This is a genomic window from Pseudoglutamicibacter albus (assembly GCF_031458175.1).
In the GTDB taxonomy this organism is placed as follows: Bacteria; Actinomycetota; Actinomycetes; order Actinomycetales; family Micrococcaceae; genus Pseudoglutamicibacter; species Pseudoglutamicibacter albus.
The window spans coordinates 924,305-940,984 of the sequence record NZ_JAVDXX010000001.1; the positions used below are offsets into that span (position 1 = coordinate 924,305).

Annotated in this window: 14 protein-coding genes; 2 read left to right on the plus strand and 12 right to left on the minus strand. The window is 59.3% G+C overall.

Going from position 1 to position 16,680, the window contains the following annotated elements; genetic code table 11:
- Positions 1-5: 5 nt before the first annotated feature.
- The 10 genes from J2S67_RS04055 to J2S67_RS04100 all read right to left on the minus strand — a co-directional run bounded on the left by J2S67_RS04055 (position 6) and on the right by J2S67_RS04100 (position 10,936).
- Complete coding sequence (locus tag J2S67_RS04055) at positions 6-635, minus strand: shikimate kinase (protein ID WP_239446138.1); 630 nt, start codon at positions 633-635, stop codon at positions 6-8.
- The gene (gene aroC / locus J2S67_RS04060; protein WP_083285574.1) at positions 619-1,848 is read right to left on the minus strand and encodes a chorismate synthase; all 1,230 of its coding nucleotides are present in this window, start codon (positions 1,846-1,848) and stop codon (positions 619-621) included. Before aroC ends, J2S67_RS04055 begins: the two co-directional genes overlap by 17 nt.
- Before the next feature lie 7 nt (positions 1,849-1,855).
- The gene (locus J2S67_RS04065) at positions 1,856-2,857 is read right to left on the minus strand and encodes a shikimate dehydrogenase family protein (protein WP_310246561.1); all 1,002 of its coding nucleotides are present in this window, start codon (positions 2,855-2,857) and stop codon (positions 1,856-1,858) included.
- Positions 2,808-4,412: an endolytic transglycosylase MltG gene (gene mltG, locus J2S67_RS04070; RefSeq protein ID WP_052048309.1), complete on the minus strand. Its 1,605-nt coding sequence runs from the start codon at positions 4,410-4,412 to the stop codon at positions 2,808-2,810. The genes J2S67_RS04065 and mltG overlap by 50 nt, the downstream gene beginning before the upstream one ends.
- 114 nt (positions 4,413-4,526) lie before the next feature.
- The gene (gene ruvX, locus J2S67_RS04075) at positions 4,527-5,054 is read right to left on the minus strand and encodes a Holliday junction resolvase RuvX (RefSeq protein ID WP_232219252.1); all 528 of its coding nucleotides are present in this window, start codon (positions 5,052-5,054) and stop codon (positions 4,527-4,529) included.
- A complete protein-coding gene (gene alaS, locus J2S67_RS04080) occupies positions 5,047-7,740 on the minus strand; it encodes an alanine--tRNA ligase (protein ID WP_310246565.1) in 2,694 nt (897 codons plus the stop codon). The genes ruvX and alaS overlap by 8 nt, the downstream gene beginning before the upstream one ends.
- A 109-nt stretch (positions 7,741-7,849) precedes the next feature.
- On the minus strand, positions 7,850-8,089 hold the full coding sequence (locus J2S67_RS04085; RefSeq protein WP_035755157.1) for a hypothetical protein: 240 nt from the start codon (positions 8,087-8,089) through the stop codon (positions 7,850-7,852).
- 98 nt (positions 8,090-8,187) lie between these two features.
- On the minus strand, positions 8,188-8,535 hold the full coding sequence (locus J2S67_RS04090; RefSeq protein WP_035755155.1) for a DUF948 domain-containing protein: 348 nt from the start codon (positions 8,533-8,535) through the stop codon (positions 8,188-8,190).
- A 132-nt stretch (positions 8,536-8,667) separates the two neighbouring features.
- Positions 8,668-9,291 carry a 30S ribosomal protein S4 gene (rpsD, locus tag J2S67_RS04095; RefSeq protein WP_035755153.1) on the minus strand — a complete coding sequence of 208 codons (624 nt, stop codon included), beginning with the start codon at positions 9,289-9,291 and terminating at the stop codon, positions 8,668-8,670.
- Positions 9,292-9,526: 235 nt separating this feature from the next.
- The gene (locus J2S67_RS04100; RefSeq protein ID WP_070508014.1) at positions 9,527-10,936 is read right to left on the minus strand and encodes a replication-associated recombination protein A; all 1,410 of its coding nucleotides are present in this window, start codon (positions 10,934-10,936) and stop codon (positions 9,527-9,529) included.
- A gap of 161 nt (positions 10,937-11,097) precedes the next feature.
- Between J2S67_RS04100 and dtd the strand changes: the two genes are divergently transcribed.
- Positions 11,098-11,538, plus strand: coding sequence for a D-aminoacyl-tRNA deacylase (gene dtd, locus J2S67_RS04105; protein WP_070508012.1), 441 nt, complete (start codon positions 11,098-11,100; stop codon positions 11,536-11,538).
- A gap of 9 nt (positions 11,539-11,547) precedes the next feature.
- On the opposite strand, the gene aspS is transcribed toward dtd, so the two are convergent.
- Positions 11,548-13,338: an aspartate--tRNA ligase gene (aspS, locus tag J2S67_RS04110; RefSeq protein WP_310246579.1), complete on the minus strand. Its 1,791-nt coding sequence runs from the start codon at positions 13,336-13,338 to the stop codon at positions 11,548-11,550.
- Between the two features lie 145 nt (positions 13,339-13,483).
- The gene (gene hisS, locus J2S67_RS04115; RefSeq protein ID WP_070492234.1) at positions 13,484-14,845 is read right to left on the minus strand and encodes a histidine--tRNA ligase; all 1,362 of its coding nucleotides are present in this window, start codon (positions 14,843-14,845) and stop codon (positions 13,484-13,486) included.
- Positions 14,846-15,175: 330 nt separating this feature from the next.
- Here hisS and J2S67_RS04120 point away from each other — a divergent pair, with 330 nt between their 5' ends.
- On the plus strand, positions 15,176-16,654 hold the full coding sequence (locus J2S67_RS04120; protein WP_310246582.1) for a DUF349 domain-containing protein: 1,479 nt from the start codon (positions 15,176-15,178) through the stop codon (positions 16,652-16,654).
- Positions 16,655-16,680 lie beyond the last annotated feature (26 nt).

The following is a 16,680-nucleotide window of genomic DNA, read 5'->3' on the forward strand; positions in this document are numbered from 1 at the left end:
CTCCTCTAAGGATTGCGGGTGGATACGGAATGAGTGCTGGATGCGGCATCGAGCATACCTTGCAGGGTTTGCGCGACTTCTCCCGGACGCATTGTGGAAGTGTCGATCGGGCCGATGCCGCATTCGCGATACAGCGGTTCGCGTTCGGTTCTAATTGCTTGCCAGCGCGCGAACGGGTCATCCCCTGCCAGAAGGGGTCTTCCGGTTCCCCCGCGCATACGGCTGAGGGCGACGTGCGGGGAAACATCGAGCCAGAAAGTCACCTGATCTTGCAGGAGTTCACGGTTCTTCGCGGCGAGCACCACACCGCCGCCGGTCGCGATAATCTGTGGCTTCTTGCGTGCCAAAGCACGCGCGAAAATCACTGATTCCGCTACACGAAACGCGTCCATCCCGTGTTGTTCAATGTATGCCGGGATCGGGCCGTGCTCTGTGACGAACTCATCATCCAGATCCGTCCAAGCGCAGCCCAGTAGCTCAGCGAAGGACCGCGCCGCCGCGGACTTACCCGAACACATCGGACCGATCAAGACGATATGCCGGGAAAGGGCTGCAGGCTGTGAACTCGCAGAAGCTGCGCAGTTCAGGACCGGTTCACTACGCCCGCCGGCAGGTGGTTCAGTGTGTTGCGTCATCGGCAGATGTGTCAGGATCAGATGCGCGAGCCGAAATGTCATCAGCAGTCTCGCGGTAGTTTTCGATGTTGGCGCGGACCTCTTCAACAGAGTCGCCACCGAACTTCTCAAGGACCGCGTCAGCAAGAACCAACGCGACCATCGCTTCGGCAACCACACCGGCTGCTGGAACTGCGCACACATCCGAGCGTTGATGATGCGCTTTGGCAGGCTCGCCGGTAGCCACGTTGATGGTGCTCAGCGCCCGCGGAACCGTGGCGATCGGCTTCATGGCCGCACGCACACGCACCGGCTCGCCGTTGGTCATGCCGCCTTCAATACCACCAGCGCGATTGCTCAAGCGCACCGCGTGGCCTTCAGCGTCGAGGGAAATCTCGTCGTGGGCCTGGGACCCGCGGCGGCGAGCGGTCTCGAAACCATCGCCGACCTCGACACCCTTAATCGCTTGGATCCCCATTAGCGCTCCGGCAAGGCGAGAATCCAGCCGACGATCCCAGTGCACGAAAGAACCCAAACCAACCGGGCAACCGGTAGCGATGACCTCAACCACACCACCGAGGGTTTCGCCCTCGGAATGTGCCGCATCGACCTCAGCGACCATCCGCTGGGAAGTTTCAGGGTCAAAGCACCGCAACGGATCAGCATCAAGTACCTCAACATCGGCTTTGGTAGGCAGCAACGCGTCAGCTGGGGAGGCGACCTCGCCGATCGCGGTGGTATGCGAAACGAGTTCGATGCCGAGGCTGGCTAAGAACTTCGACGCGACTGCCCCCAAAGCCACGCGTGTAGCGGTTTCGCGGGCGCTCGCGCGCTCAAGTGCCGGGCGGGCCTCTGCGTAACCGTACTTCTGCATACCGGCTAGATCAGCGTGCCCCGGACGAGGGCGCGTCAGGGCCGCGTTGCGGGCTTTACCCTCCAGAACCGAAGGATCGACCGGGTCCGGGTTCATGACATCCTGCCACTTGGGCCACTCGGTGTTACCCACCTCGATAGCAACAGGCCCACCCATCGTCACGCCATGGCGGACACCGCCCAGCATCGTGACCTCATCTTGCTCGAACTTCATCCGAGCGCCGCGGCCATAACCGAGCCGCCTGCGAGCCAAGGCCGCCTGAACCTCAGGCGTCGTGATCTCTACACCGGCGGGCAAGCCTTCAAGGATGCCGACCAGCGCTTTACCGTGGGATTCACCTGCTGTAAGCCAACGCAACATTGTGCCATCATCCCACAACCACCGTGTCCGTACCGTCTGGTGTGATGCCCACTACGTCACAAAGCGTTGCCAACGATTCTTCGCGTGGCTCAAAGCCGATGAATCTGCGGCCCTGTTCAACGGCCTGGTGAACAAGCATCGCGAGACCATGGACCGCTACCCCGCCGCCTTCGCGCCACAGCTCGACAAGTGCCGATGGCCAACCGGCATAGGCGACATCCAGGAGGTAAGAATCCGGTGAGACAAGGTGGGCTGCTTGTTCGCTCCACTGTTGGATAGCTGGCGCAGGAAGCGTAGAGATCAAGACAGCTGGTTTCAACAGCGAATTAGTCAGTGATCTCAGCTCACACAGTTCAATGTGCAAGCCATAGGCTGCTATCACGCCGGAGAGTTCGTCGCGGGCTTTCTGCGGATCCCTGACCGCTACCACGACCCTGGTTGCTCCCCACTCCATGAGGGCAGCGATAGCGGCAACGCTTGTGCCACCACCGCCTAAAATCGCCGCGGGTTCGTTGCGAAGACGCTCAGGCTCAAAACCTGCTCTCATTAACGCCTGCTTGATGCCATCGACGTCAGTGTTATCCCCCACCAAGGCGAGTTCGCCATCGGGTGTGTGCCTGACCGTCACGGTGTTCAGCGCACCCGTGAGCTTACCCCGTTCCGATACCGAATCCATGAACGGGACCATGGCTTTCTTCATCGGCATCGTCACCGATAACCCCACCCAGCCAGGTTCGCTACGAAGCATCGAAGCTAAGTGTTGGGCATCCTCCGGCTGGGCCTGGATACGGGAATAATGCAACTCGACGACCTCAGCTGCTACATCGCTCGCTACAGCGTTACGCAGTTTCGCCATCGCGGTATGAAGCTGAGGGGAACGCGAATGATCGATAGGGTCACCGATCACAGCAGCCCGGAACACCCCTGCAGGAGCCTCCAATGAACGCTCCAGCGGAACATCAGGCATTGCATTCATCCGGATGATCAGCACACCACTTGCGGTACTCACGCACGTAGCGTTCGTGCTGCTCGAGGTTATCCGAATACTTCGTCTCACCCGTGGTCAGGTTGACCGTAACCCAGTAATAGTCGCCGCTCTCATCAGGCTTCGCAGCGCCAGCGATCGCGACAGGGCCAGGGGAACCGATCGGGGTTGGGGGCAAGCCTTGATGGGTGTAGGTGTTGTACTTGTTCTTCTTGTCTTCCAACTCGGATTGGGTCAAGTGGACCGTAGTTTTATCCAGGCCGTAGGCCACTGTCGAGTCCAGCTGGAGGTATCCGCCGGTCTCTCGGTTGTCCTTGTGCAGGCGGTTCTCGATGATCCCTGCAACGTGCGGGTAGTCATCCCGCGGAGCCTCGCCTGCGATGATCGAGGCGATCTTGAGCACACGGTACTGCTCAGCCGGGTCCGTCACGCCGTTCTTCTTGAGTTCTTCCTTGGTCTTATCAATCAGGGTCTGAAGGACCTGTTCAGGTTTAGTCTTCAACGGGAAGCGGTAGTCCCCCGGATGCAGATAACCCTCAATGTTCTTCGCTTCCTCAGGCAGGCCGAAGCGTTCCGGGTCGTTAGCTAGTTCTTCCAATGTGGCTCTTGGAATATCGGTTCCTTCAGCTATCGCTTGCAAAGCAGCATCCAGGCGCACATTGGCAGGTAGTGCAAAATACGTGACTGCTTCACGGTCAGTCAACATCTTGATTGCCGCGTCAGAGGACATCTCTTTACGCAACTTGTATTCGCCAGGCTGGAAGACCGGTGTTGGTGAACTCGCACCGACCTTCTTCACAAACGTGGATGCGTCCATCACAACGCCACGGTCTTGAAGGTGAGCGGCAATCTGACGGGTGGTCCACCCCTGCTCGATCGAGACATCAACCTGCCCCTGACCACTTCCTACATAGTCAGGATCCGGTTTATTCAGCTCGCGATGCAGGAAGAAGCCAGCGCCACCAACGACCAGGATCAAAACTAAAACGACCGCCACGAGGTTGAAGCGGCGGCGTTTACGGCGGCGGCGGCGCTCGGTGAGGTCAGCCTCGGATTCAGAGAAGAAATCTTCGGCCGGAAGATATCCCGCCGGCACATCGTCGAAATGACGAGCTAACGCGCCAGCGAACCCAACATCTTCAGTGTCGTGTTCAGCAGCTTCTGCATCGGCTTGTGAAAGCCATTCACGCTCATCAAAATCAGCGTCAGGTTCCGGCCGGGAAGAAAAAGCAGCATGCGAGCTAGACGCTGCGCCTGCTGGTGCGGCACCCGGAACCACAGCGAGAGTCGAAGTCCCACCTGGAGCTAAATCGAGCTCGTCATCGACGTGGTTCTCAAAAGAAGGAGTGTCCTGCAGATCGTATTCGTCTGAGAAGTCAGCTTCTAAAGGTTCGTCCAGGCGGGTATCTAAGGGAGCCACCGGCTCAAGCTGTGCCGCCAAATGCATCTCGATGACCGCATCAGTGACCCGGCAGTGACGCCCCACACCGGTGAAACGCGAAGCACCATGAGAGCGCGTCGATTCGGCACGGCGGCGCGCTCGACGCGAGGAATAACCCTCTGGTGGTATGTATGTCACTGATTAATCCTTACGTGTCATCTGCAGATAACGAAACCATAACGCACAACGAGCTTATCGAAAAGACGAGCAAAAGCCCCAACCAGTGAATTCTTGGAGCTATCGCTCAGACAATCAACCCGTTATAGCCTCGGCGATGGTCTTACCTGCCCAGCTATCGAGCCGTTTCTCTGCATCCAAAGCATTCTCGAGGATCTCAACTGCCGCGGCCTGGTCAATCACTGACCGTGAGGACTTCACGCTACGGCCTGCCTGATGCAATTGGCGCTGCGCCGAAACCGTGCTGAGCCGTTCATCAACCAAACGGACACGGATCCCATCAAGCATGCGCTCCAAGCCGCGGGCGAACCGTACAGCGTCCTTCGTGGACGGAGTGTGTTCCCCACCCAGATTCACCGGCAACCCAACATAGACGCACACCGCCTCATACTCGCGTGCTAGATCAGCGATGAACCGCAAGTCAGTGCGCTGCTTCTTATCGCGTGGCAATGTTGCCACGGGGTTAGCCATGACCCGGTCAGGATCGCTTTTGGCTACCCCCACGCGAGCTTTGCCGACGTCGACCCCGATGCGGGGGCCACGTTCAACGAAAACGTGGCCCCCGCCCTCGGAATCAGCCTCCGGCGCCAAAGAATCAGCCACGCTCAGCTACCTCGCGGCGGATACCTGCCAACGCCTCCGGGACCGCCTCAGCGTTCTGGCCACCGCCCTGAGCGACATCGTCCTTACCGCCGCCGCCACCGCCAAGAGTCTTCGCCGCAGAACGGACCAACTGACCAGCCTTGATGCCTTCAGAACGAGCTGCCTCATTCGTGGCCACCAGAACCATAGGCTTGCCCTTAGCAACACCGATCACTGCGACAACGGCAGCGTCTGAGCCCAAACGGTCACGCAAAGGCAACGCGAGCGAACGCAAGTCATCCGCGGATTCGACGTGGCCTGCGTCGTGGGCAATCAAGCGGACTCCACCTACGTCTTCGGCGGTATCAACCAGCGCGGCCGACGCGGCTTGTAGCTGTTCACGCCGCAGCTTCTCAATCTCCTTCTCGGCAGCACGCAAACGCTGAACCGTCTGGTCGATGCGTTCGCGCAACTGATCGGCAGGCACGCGCAGCATCTCCGTGAGGTCAGAGACCAGCGCACGCTCAGCGGCGTTGTGGCGGAAAGCATTCATGCCCACGAGTGCCTCGACACGTCGGTTACCCGCACCCACTGAGGCCTCACCGAGCAGAGAGAGCGTACCGACCTTTGCAGTACGTGCAACGTGGGTGCCACCACAGAATTCACGCGACCAAGCGCCATCGATCTCAACCACACGCACCGTATCGCCGTACTTCTCACCAAAGAGGCTCGTGGCACCCAGCGCAAGGGCTTCGTCCTTTTTCATCACGCGCGTGATGACCTCGAAGTCCCGGTCGATCGCCTTGTTGGTGACCTCTTCAATCTCAGACTGGGTTGCACGCGAGAGTGCCTCAGCCCACGTGAAGTCGAAGCGCAAATAGCCTTCCTTGTTGAAGGAACCGGACTGCAACGCCTCCGGGCCAAGCACCTCGTGCAAAGCCGCGTGAACTAAGTGGGTCGCGGTGTGCGCTTCTTCGCCTGCGTGGCGGCGTTGGGCATCCACCGCGGCACGCACCACAGCGTTCTCCGGTAGTTCACCCTCACGCACCGTCACCGTATGGACCGACAAGCCCTTCACCGGCGCCTGAACATCGGTGACTTCAAGAACGAAACCATCGCCGGTGATCACACCGGTGTCAGGGGCCTGACCGCCGGCTTCGGCATAGAACGGGGTTTCATCCAGGACGAGCTCAACCGTGCTACCCTGCTCGGCAACAGGAACACGAACACCATCGCGAATCAGCCCGCGCACACGCGATTCGGTGACAAGCTCGTCATAACCGGTGAAATGCGTATTTCCTTCTTCTACCAGCTCGTGATAAATCGCGATATCGGAGTGGCCTGACTTCTTCTTTTTAGCGTCAGCCTTAGCACGTTCACGCTGCTCAGCCATCAAAGCCCGGAACTTCTCAGTATCAACCGATAAGCCAGCTTCCTCGGCGATCTCCAGAGTCAGGTCAATCGGGAAACCGTATGTGTCGTGCAACTGGAACGCGTCCTCACCCGAGAGGTTCGCGCCGTGGCCTTTGGCCTCCGCTATCGCTTCATCCAACCGCGCAGTACCGGATGCGATCGTGCGGCGGAACGCACGCTCCTCGGCATAGGCGATGCGGGAGATCCGCTCATAATCCTCAGCAACTTCCGGATACACCCCAGCCATCGCGTCCCGGGAGACCGGCAACAGCTCAGGTAGCACCGGTTCTGTGACACCCATGAGGCGCATCGCACGCACCGCACGGCGAATCAGGCGCCGCAAAACATAGCCGCGGCCCTCATTCGATGGAGTCACCCCATCGCTGATGAGCATGAGCGCTGAGCGCACATGGTCAGCCACCACCCGCAGACGAACATCGTCTGCGTAGCTTGGATCCTCAGGATCCTCAGTCGAAGAATAGGTTTTACCGGAAAGCTCAGCTGCCCGGTCAAGAACAGGGCGGACCTGATCGGTCTCATACATGTTCTCAACGCCCTGCAGAATCATCGCAAGACGCTCAAGCCCAAGGCCCGTATCGATGTTGCGTTGTGGAAGTTCACCAGCGACATCGAAATCGGTCTTGGAGCGTACCGCGGAGAGACGGTACTGCATGAACACAAGGTTCCAGATCTCAATGTAGCGTGTCTCATCAACCGCCGGCCCGCCTTCCTCGCCGTATTCGGGACCACGGTCATAATAGATCTCAGAGCATGGACCACCAGGCCCAGGCTGGCCGGTGTTCCAGTAGTTATCGGCCTTACCCGTGCCGATGACCCGTTCACGCGGGACACCGACCTTCTCTTCCCAGATGCGGCGGGCCTCGGCATCGCGGTCATCGCCGTCTTCATACACCGTGACCCACAAGCGTTCAGGATCCAAACCATAACCGCCATCGGCGGTTGACGTGGTGAGCAGGTCCCACGCCCACGTGATTGCTTCTTCCTTGAAGTAATCACCGAACGAGAAGTTACCGTTCATCTGGAAGAACGTACCGTGGCGGGCCGTCTTGCCAACCTCTTCAATATCCGCGGTGCGAATACATTTCTGGACCGAGACCGCCCGAGGGTACGGAGCCGGCTCAACAGCCGTGAGGTACGGGATAAACGGAACCATGCCCGCAACGGTGAACAGTAGCGACGGGTCGTTGGAAACCAACGATGCGCTAGGAACATGCGTGTGACCGCGCTTGACGAAAAAGTCGATCCACCGCTGTGCGATTTCCTGAGATTTCATGAGGTTTGGATTCTCCGAATGGGCGTAGACGCCCTGTATTGAAATGGGCGAAGACGCCCTACATTGAATAAAGCCCAACTATGAGTGGGCTCCTTAATATGGGTTGGGTTTAGCGTGCAGCGCGGCGCCCGGATGGAGCCTTGTCAACTCCGAGGGCGGAACGCAGCTCAGCTTCCCGCTCGGCAGAGCCTTCCTTGAAGGCCGCGATCGTGGACTCGACAACGCTCGCGGTGCGGTCCAGGACTGAGTCTGCGCTCGAACGCACACCCTGTGTGCGGATGCGTTGCAACTGGCGGCTAGCCATCACACCGATGGAGACGCCGAGGGTCAGCCAAAAAAGCTTCTTCATGGTCTTCCTTAACGAGTCTTTGGGGCGCCATTCATGAGCGCATAAACGGTTAGCGTCCGGTTGAAGCTACAACCGAAGGCAAGGGCAAATATCGACTGCTAGCGGCGACGCGAGAATGCGGCGCGCACACCCGCAGTGAACGATGCCGCGCGGATCAGTGGACGGCCCACAACGGCGGCGGTCAGCGAGGTCACCGAGGCGACGTTGGCGGTTGCGTCCTGAACATTCGAGGTGATCGCATCAACGCGTTCAAGCTGCTGGTTACCGTTACGTACCGTAGTTGCGGTCTCTTGCAGGATCGGCGTGGTCTCCTCCGTGAGGTCTTTGACCGAATGCCGCAATTCGTCGAAAACTTTCCCCAGCTTGATGATCGGTACAGCCAAAAGAATGACGAGGATCGCGAAGAATCCTGCAGCGATCAAACCGGCGATGTCGCCAATGCTCATGTTCTCTCCTCGAGTGTGTGCGCAGGTGTCTGCCAGTCAAGCCTACCGAACGTTGGCCGCAAAGATGACCAGCAGATAAGAACGATGCCGCGGTCCCGTTGATAACGGAACCGCGGCATCGGCTACTAAAGATTAGCGAGCGTAGTACTCAACGACGAGCTGCTCTTCACACTGAACAGGGACCTCAGCGCGCTTAGGGCGGCGCACGAGCTTAGCCTGCAGCTGATCCAGCTTGACGTCCAGGTACTCAGGGACAGCCGGCAGAACGGCGGCGTGTTCACCCTGGGCAGCCATCTGGAATGGAACGGTCTTCTCAGAGCGCTCCTTCACGTGGATGAGCTGGCCTTCCTTCACGCGGAAGGATGGGCGGTCAACAATCTGGCCGTTGACCAGGATGTGGCGGTGAACAACCAGCTGGCGTGCCTGCTGGATGGTGCGTGCGAAACCAGCGCGCAGAACCAGGGCATCGAGGCGCATTTCCAGCAGCTCAATCAGGTTCTCACCGGTCAGGCCAGCCTCGCGGCGAGCCTCGTCGAAGACGCGGGTCATCTGGGCTTCGCGAATGCCGTACTGTGCACGCAGGCGCTGCTTCTCACGAAGGCGAACTGCGTAGTCAGAGTCCTGGCGGCGGCGCGCGCGGCCGTGCTGACCTGGGCCGTACGGACGGCGCTCCATGTACTTCTCTGCCTTCGGCGTCAAAGCGATGCCGAGGGCACGGGACAAACGCACGGTGTTGCGTTGACGATTATTGGCCACGAATGTGTCCTCTTTCGTATGTCTGCGAGCTCATGGTTCTGGCCTCCGGTCACGTGGAGAGATGAGGGAACCCGCTTCCTCGAATCTGCAACCGCCTCACGTACCGAGTGGGCCCCATCGGGCACGCTCACATGGACGGCTTGCCAGCCAACGGTCTAGCTTATCAGATCTTAAGTACCAGAACTTAAGTCATGAGAAGATCTCTGCTCCGATTCGAACTCAGCCCAGACTGAATCTATGCTCCGTTGTTGCGCAGGATTGAACGAATCGAGTCGATGCGCTGGGATACGGTTCGCTCGAATCCGTGCTGGGTCGGCTCGTAATAGTCGATACCTTGCAGGTCATCCGGCGCATACTGTTGCGGGACAACCCCGAGTTCGTGATCGTGGGGGTACACGTAGCCTTTGCCGTGACCAAGCGCTTTAGCACCTGAATAGTGGGCGTCGCGCAAGTGCGCCGGAACACCGCTTCCCTTGCCTGCGCGCACATCGGCGATAGCGCGATCGATCGCGCGGTAGGCGGCATTTGATTTCGGTGCGCTCGCTAAGTGAACCACGGCTTGGGCGAGAACGATGCGCGCCTCCGGCATGCCTATCAGCTGTACGGCGTTCGCCGCGGCAACAGCTGTTTGCAACGCTGTTGGGTCGGCCATCCCAATATCTTCCGATGCAGAGATCACGAGTCTGCGGGCGAGGAAGCGTGGGTCCTCCCCCGCCTCCATCATGACCGCGGCATAGTGCAAGGCCGCATCGACGTCGGAACCGCGGATCGACTTGATGAGAGCACTCGCGGTGTCGTAGTGGTTATCCCCTTGTTTGTCGTAGCGTCGCAGAGCGGTATCGACTGCGCGTTCAGCGTCTTCCCGGGTCACAACAGGCACCGTGTTTGCTTGTTGGTCGGAGTCTTGCGTTTCGTGGCGGGCGCGTTCCAGCGCAACCGCGGCCGCCGCCTCAAGGCTTGTCAGAGCACGGCGAGCATCTCCGCCGGATAGGTCGATGAGCTGATCCATGACATCCTCGGGTAACTCAACAGAGTTCCCGAGCCCGCGAGGGTTCTCAAGCGCCCGCAACAAGAGACGGCGCACATCGTCTCGCTCCAGCGGCTTGAGTTTGAGCAGGAGGGAGCGAGATAAAAGCGGCGAGATGACCGAGAATGAAGGGTTCTCCGTGGTCGCGGCCACCAAAACGACCCAACCGTTCTCAACCCCGGGCAGCAACGCATCTTGCTGTGCCTTATTGAAACGGTGGATCTCATCGAGGAACAGCACTGTCGTGGTGCCGCGCATCGAACGGTCAGCACGAGCCTGATCCATGACCTGCCGAACATCTTTGACCCCAGCAGAAATAGCTGAGACCTCAACGAAGGTGCGATGCGGACCGTTGGCGATCACATGTGCCAAGGTCGTCTTACCAACCCCTGGAGGTCCATACAAGATGAGCGAGCTCAGCCCGGCGGGACCGCCCCCATCGCTTTGTGCAAGCTGACGCAACGGAGAGCCCGGCTCTAACAAATGCTTCTGCCCCGCTACCTCGTCGATCGTTTTAGGACGCATCCGGACAGCCAGAGGCGGACGCGGGCGCGGGCGGTCCTCATCACGGTCGCGGTCATCATCGGTGTCATCGTCGGCAGAAGAGAAAAGATCCATCGCTATCAAGCCTAGCCCCGGGCACCGGCTTCCCCGGGCTTAGGGCCGTTACGCTTCACAGGCCTACTACGGTTCTCAGTCCCGTTACGCTTAGGGCAAGGTATTGAAGGCGCCGCTGCTTCACGGCGGGGCTCTATCGAAGAGATGTAGAGAGGTTGGATATGCGCGCGGTTGTGCAGCGGGTCAAGAACGCAAGCGTTGTGGTTGAGGGCCATGTGGTGGCCGAGTTTGAAGGCCAGGGGCTTGTGGTTCTGCTCGGGGTTGCGGTCGATGACGGACACGCCGAAGCCGCAGCTGTCGCTTCGAAGATCGCGCACCTTCGCATTCTGGAGGCCGAAAAGTCCGCGGTCACCGCGCAGGCGCCGGTCATCGTGGTCAGTAACTTCACCCTCTACGGGGATGTGCGAAAGGGCAGGCGGCCTTCATGGTCGAAGGCCGCCCGCCCTGAGGCTGCTGTGGATCTCTATGAAGAGGTCGCCGCTACCCTTCGTGGTTTCGGTTTAGAGGTCGGAACCGGCGTGTTCGGGGCCGAGATGGAGGTCAACCTCACCAACGACGGACCGGTCACCTTGATCATCGACTCAGCCGAGCTCGCTCTCTAGTGGCAACACTTACTGACCAGACTCAGTAGCGCCCTTCTTCTGTTTTTCAGGCTTGGTGTCCACGCCGGCTTCTTTACGCTGCTGAGGCGTGATCTCCGCCGGTGCTGCCGTGAGTGGATCGAATCCGCCGCCGGTCTTCGGGAACGCGATGACTTCACGGATCGAGGTTTCACCTGCTAGCAGTGAGACCACGCGGTCCCAACCGAAAGCGATACCGCCGTGTGGGGGCGCACCGTACTTGAACCCCTCCAGCAGGAAGCCGAACTGCTCCTGCTGTGTTTTCTCATCCACACCCATGACCTTGAACACGCGTTCTTGAACGTCACGGCGGTGGATACGGATCGATCCGCCGCCAATCTCGTTGCCGTTGCACACGATGTCGTATGCGTTAGTCAGTGCCGAGCCTGGGTCGGTGTCAAACGTGTCGAGGAACTCAGGCTTCGGTGCAGTGAAAGCGTGGTGGACCGCGGTCCAGGAACCCTCGCCGACCGCGACATCGCCCTCAGCGACAGCTTCAGCGGTGGACATGAACATTGGGGCATCAACAACCCAGACGAACGCCCAGTCGCCGTCCTTGATCATGCCGGTCCGGTGCGCGATTTCGACGCGGGCTTGCCCCAGAAGCTGACGGGTCGAGTTGGTTGGGCCAGCCCCGAAGAAAATGCAGTCTCCAGGGTTCGCGCCGACCTTCGCAGCAAGGTTCTCACGCTCAAAGTCGGTGAGGTTCTTAGCCACGGGGCCAGTGAGCTCACCGTCTTCTTGAACCAATACATAAGCTAGGCCTTTGCCGCCGTGCTGCTTGGCCCACTCTTGCCAGCCATCGAGCTGACGGCGCGGCTGGGACGCCCCACCCGGCATGACCACGGCCCCGACGTATTCTTGCTGGAACACCCGGAATTCGGTGTCTTTGAAGAACTCCTTGAGTTCGGTGATCGGGTTATCGAAGCGCAAGTCTGGCTTATCGGAGCCGTACTTGGTCATCGCTTCCTGATAGGTCATGCGTGGGATCGGGGTTTGAATTTCAACGCCGATGAGCTTCCACAGTTCTTTCACGATCGCCTCACCCAAAGCGATGATGTCTTCTTGGTCAACGAAGGATGCTTCGATGTCCAGCTGGGTGAACTCAGGCTGGCGGTCTGCACGGAAATCTTCGTCACGGTAGCAACGCGCCAGCTGATAGTAGCGCTCCACGCCACCGACCTGCAGTAGCTGTTTGAACAGCTGAGGCGACTGCGGCAACGCGTACCACTTACCTGGAGCAAGGCGCGCAGGAACGATGAAGTCGCGCGCTCCCTCTGGGGTCGAACGGGTCATCGTTGGGGTCTCTACCTCGAGGAAGTTGCGTTCCTCGAGCACACGACGAGCAGCCTTATTGGCCTCGGAACGCAAACGCAAGTTCGCGGCTGGCTTGGGGCGGCGCAAATCCAGGTAGCGGTACTGCAGGCGGGTCTCTTCGCCGACCTCGACGTGTTCGTCAACCTGGAACGGCAACGCTGCTGAAGCGTTCAAAACCTCAAGAGTGTCAGCATGAACTTCGATCTCACCGGAGGCGAGGTTCGGGTTCTCGGATCCCTCGGGGCGTGCCTTGACTTCACCGGTGACTTTCACAACAAACTCGTTACGCAGTGGCGAGAACGTCTCCTCATCGTGAACAACCACCTGAGCAATACCGGAGGCGTCACGCAGATCGAGGAACGCGACACCGCCGTGGTCACGGCGACGAGCAACCCAACCAGCAAGCGTCACGGTCTGCCCCACGAGCGAGGCGTTGAGGGAACCGGCGTCATGAGTACGGAGCACGGTGATGAAATCCTTTCAGCGGTCCACCTTGCTATACGTTCACTCGTCACGGTGTTAGGCGACGTACACGCTGGGGTGGGCCGGTTGTCTACAGAGAAACCTAGTCGGCAGTGATGAATTAACTACGAATCAGTCTAATGGCTGATCAGCGCGAGCTGGCATCGGCGCTCGGGCCTACCGTGGGCCGAAGATCAACTTGCGCCGGCATCCAGGTGTGTGGGTCGGCGGTAACCTGCTCACCTGAACGGATGTCTTTGACTTCGTGCACACGGTTGCCGGAAGCATCTTTGGACATGAACCACACGTACGGGATACCTCGGCGGTCAGCGTGACGGATCTGTTTACCGAACTTCTCGGGTTTACCCATGATCTCGGTCGCCACTGCTCGTGAGCGCAGCATTTCAGCGATTTCGACGGCTTCAGCGAAATCATCCTCGCTTGGAAGTGCCATGAGCACCGCGGTAGGGACGGCACGGTGCGCCACCAGATGCTCAGTGGCAAGCAGACGCGATACAAGGCGGGAAACCCCGATCGAGAGCCCAACGCCTGGATAGTTCTTCTTACCCTTGGTGGCTAGGGATTCGTAGCGGCCACCGGAGCAGATCGAACCGAGGGATTCGTGCCCGATCAATGTCGTCTCATAGACAGTGCCCGTGTAGTAGTCCAGGCCGCGGGCAATAGAGAGATCAGCGACGATGCGGTGAGGCTTGATCTTGGATGCGACCTCGATCAACGACTTCAGCTCAGCAAGTCCCTCGTTCAACAGCTCGTGTTCAACCCCGAGGGCTTCAACCTCGTGGGCGAAAGAAGCGTCCGCGGACTTGATCGAGGCAAGCTTCAACGCCTTCTGCGCCTGGTCATCGTTCAACCCTTGAGCAGTGAGTGCCTCATGAACCTTCTGAGCGCCGATCTTTTCGAGCTTGTCGATCTCGCGCAATACCGCCGCTGGATCCTCGACGCCGATGCCGCGGTAGAAGCCCTCGGAAAGCTTGCGGTTGTTGACCCGCACCTCGAAGTCACCCAGCTCCAAACGCTCAAGCGCATCGGCCATCACCAACGCCAACTCGAGGTCATAGGTCAACGGGAGTTCGCCATCGCCCACAACATCGACATCCGCCTGAGTGAACTCACGGAAACGACCATCCTGAGGCCGTTCACCACGCCACACCTTCTGGATCTGATAGCGGCGGAACGGGAATGTGAGGTAGCCGGCGTTATCCGTAACGTAACGGGCAAACGGGACCGTCAGGTCAAAGTGCAGGGCAAGCGCGTTCGGGTCATTCACGCTGGCAGGTGACTCGTCAGCAAGACGCGAGACACCATAGACCTCTTTGTCGATCTCGCCCTTGTTCAGCAGCGTCCCGACCGTCTCCACAGCGCGGGTTTCAATATTGGAGAAGCCGTGAAGCTCAAACACTTCCCGCAAGGTATCCAGAACATGGTTCTCCACAATCCGCTCCTGCGGAAGCCATTCAGGAAAACCAGTTAGGGACAACTTACGGGACATGATCTCGTGACTCCTCACAACAAAACTCGCGCACTGACCAGCTCACGCACTGACCAGCGGAAGCAACTCTCACACGTGCACGACTGTGCACAAGACGCCTCTCATTCTAAAGCCAGCAGCCAGCTGGGAGAACCTGGGAGCACGCGCGTTGCGCAACGCACCGGAATTCAGTGTCCACACTCAACTGCGTCAGAACTAATGTCACAAGGCTAAAACCCGGGTAGAATCTGGTGCGTACGTGTGTGCCTCTCCCCTGGACCGTTCCCATGCACCGGCATCAACGGCCCGGTGGGCGTGGCAGTCTCAAAACTTGAGCGAAAGTGTTGACCGTTGACTGAACAGCAGCCTCACTCCCAGGAAACCGCGGCACAGGAGAACACCTCCCAGCAAGCCACGGAGAACGCATCCGCAACAGATGCGCAGCCTGCACAGCAGAACCCAGCCCCAAGCGGCACCCCAACCCCAGCGACCCCGAAGGCCCCTACCCCTTCGATGATCGCAGGAAAGGAAACCGCTAAGGACACGGTGATCCCAGCCCCACAGGTGCCAGCCACTAGCTTGGAAGAGGCACGAAAGTTTGCGCGAGTCACCGATGACGGTCATGTGTTCGTGATCGTTGACGGCAATGAGCATGCAGTGGGCCAATATCCTGACGCGACTGGAGATGAAGCACTCGCCTACTTTGTACGCAAATACGACGAGCTGCTGGGCGAGATCATGTTGCTTGAACAGCGCGTTGTAGCCAAAGCCCCAACCGCTGAGATGCCGAAGGCCCTCAACGCGATCGATGAGCGCGTCAAAGCTCGCGACGTCGTGGGCGACATCGCGATGCTGGAGTCCCGTGTCGAGAACCTGCGTGTAGCGATCGAGAACCTGCGCCAGCACGAGCGCGCCAACGCTGAGCAGCTGCGCGCCGAAGCCACAGCCGCCCGCGAGAAGATCGTTTCAGAAGCCGAAGACCTTGCCGCTAAACCGGCCGAGCAGGTTCAGTGGAAGAGCGCATCGCAGCGCATGGCTGAACTCTTCGACGAGTGGAAGGCCGCCCAGAAGAACGGCCACCGCTTGGCTCGCGCTACCGAGGACGAGTTGTGGAAGCGTTTCCGCTCTGCACGCAACAAATTCGATAAGAACCGCCGCACCTTCTTCTCCAAGCTCGATGACCGCAATGCTGAAGCTAAGCGCATCAAGGAAGACTTGATCAGCCGCGCCGAAAGCATGCAGAACTCGACTGACTGGGGTGCTACCTCAGCCGAGTACCGCAAGCTCATGTCCGAGTGGAAGGCTGCACCGCGTGCATCGCGTAAGGACGATGACGCGTTGTGGACCCGCTTCCGTGCCGCCCAAGACGTGTTCTTCAATGCACGTAAGAAGGCTAACGATAAGATCGACGCCGAGTACGCCGAAAACCTCAAGGTTAAGGAAGCCCTCCTGGAGGAGGCCCGTGCGATCCTTCCAGTGAAGGACCTCAAGCAGGCACAGCGTGCACTTGGTTCGATCCGCGACCGCTGGGAAGCTGCCGGCAAGGTTCCACGTTCCGATATGCACCGCATCGAAGCCGGCCTGCGCCAGGTTGAAGACGCTGTTCGCTCAGCGGAGCAAGACGAATGGCGCCGCACTGACCCGGAGACGAAGGCTCGCTCGAACTCGATGTTGCAGCAGCTTGAAGACGCGATCGCTGATTTGGAAGCTGACCTCGAGCGCGCCCAGGCAAGCGGTGATCAGCGGAAGGTCGCTAAGGCTCAGGAAGCACTAGATGCACGCCGTGCGTGGCTTGAGACCGTGAAGCGTTCAGCCGCCGAACTGGGCTAAGAAAATGTTGAGGTAGCTCGAGATTC